The following is a 257-nucleotide window of genomic DNA, read 5'->3' as shown; positions in this document are numbered from 1 at the left end:
GACGCAGGATCGCGCGCAGGCCGCGGGCGAAGGTCATCTCGACCTTGGGATTGACCTGGGTCTGGCCGACGCCATCGAGGTAGTACTCGATCGGGTCCTCCACGGTCAGGATGTTGCGGGTGCTGTCATTGAGCCGCGACAGTGCCGCATACAGCGTCGTGGTCTTGCCCGAGCCGGTCGGCCCCGTGACCAGCAGGATGCCGTGCGGGCGGTGGATCAGGCGATCGACGTGGCCGAGCGTGACCGGGTCCATACCC

The 257-nt window shown here is 67.3% G+C and carries 1 protein-coding gene; it reads right to left on the bottom strand.

From position 1 onward, the window contains the following. On the bottom strand, positions 1-257 hold a 257-nt coding region (locus FLQ44_RS08185; protein WP_170252881.1), incomplete at both ends, for an ATPase, T2SS/T4P/T4SS family.

The organism is Vogesella mureinivorans, from assembly GCF_007644035.1.
GTDB classification, from domain to species: Bacteria; Pseudomonadota; Gammaproteobacteria; order Burkholderiales; family Chromobacteriaceae; genus Vogesella; species Vogesella mureinivorans.
Note: the sequence above shows the minus strand (reverse complement) of the source record. Positions and strands in the feature narration are given on the sequence as shown.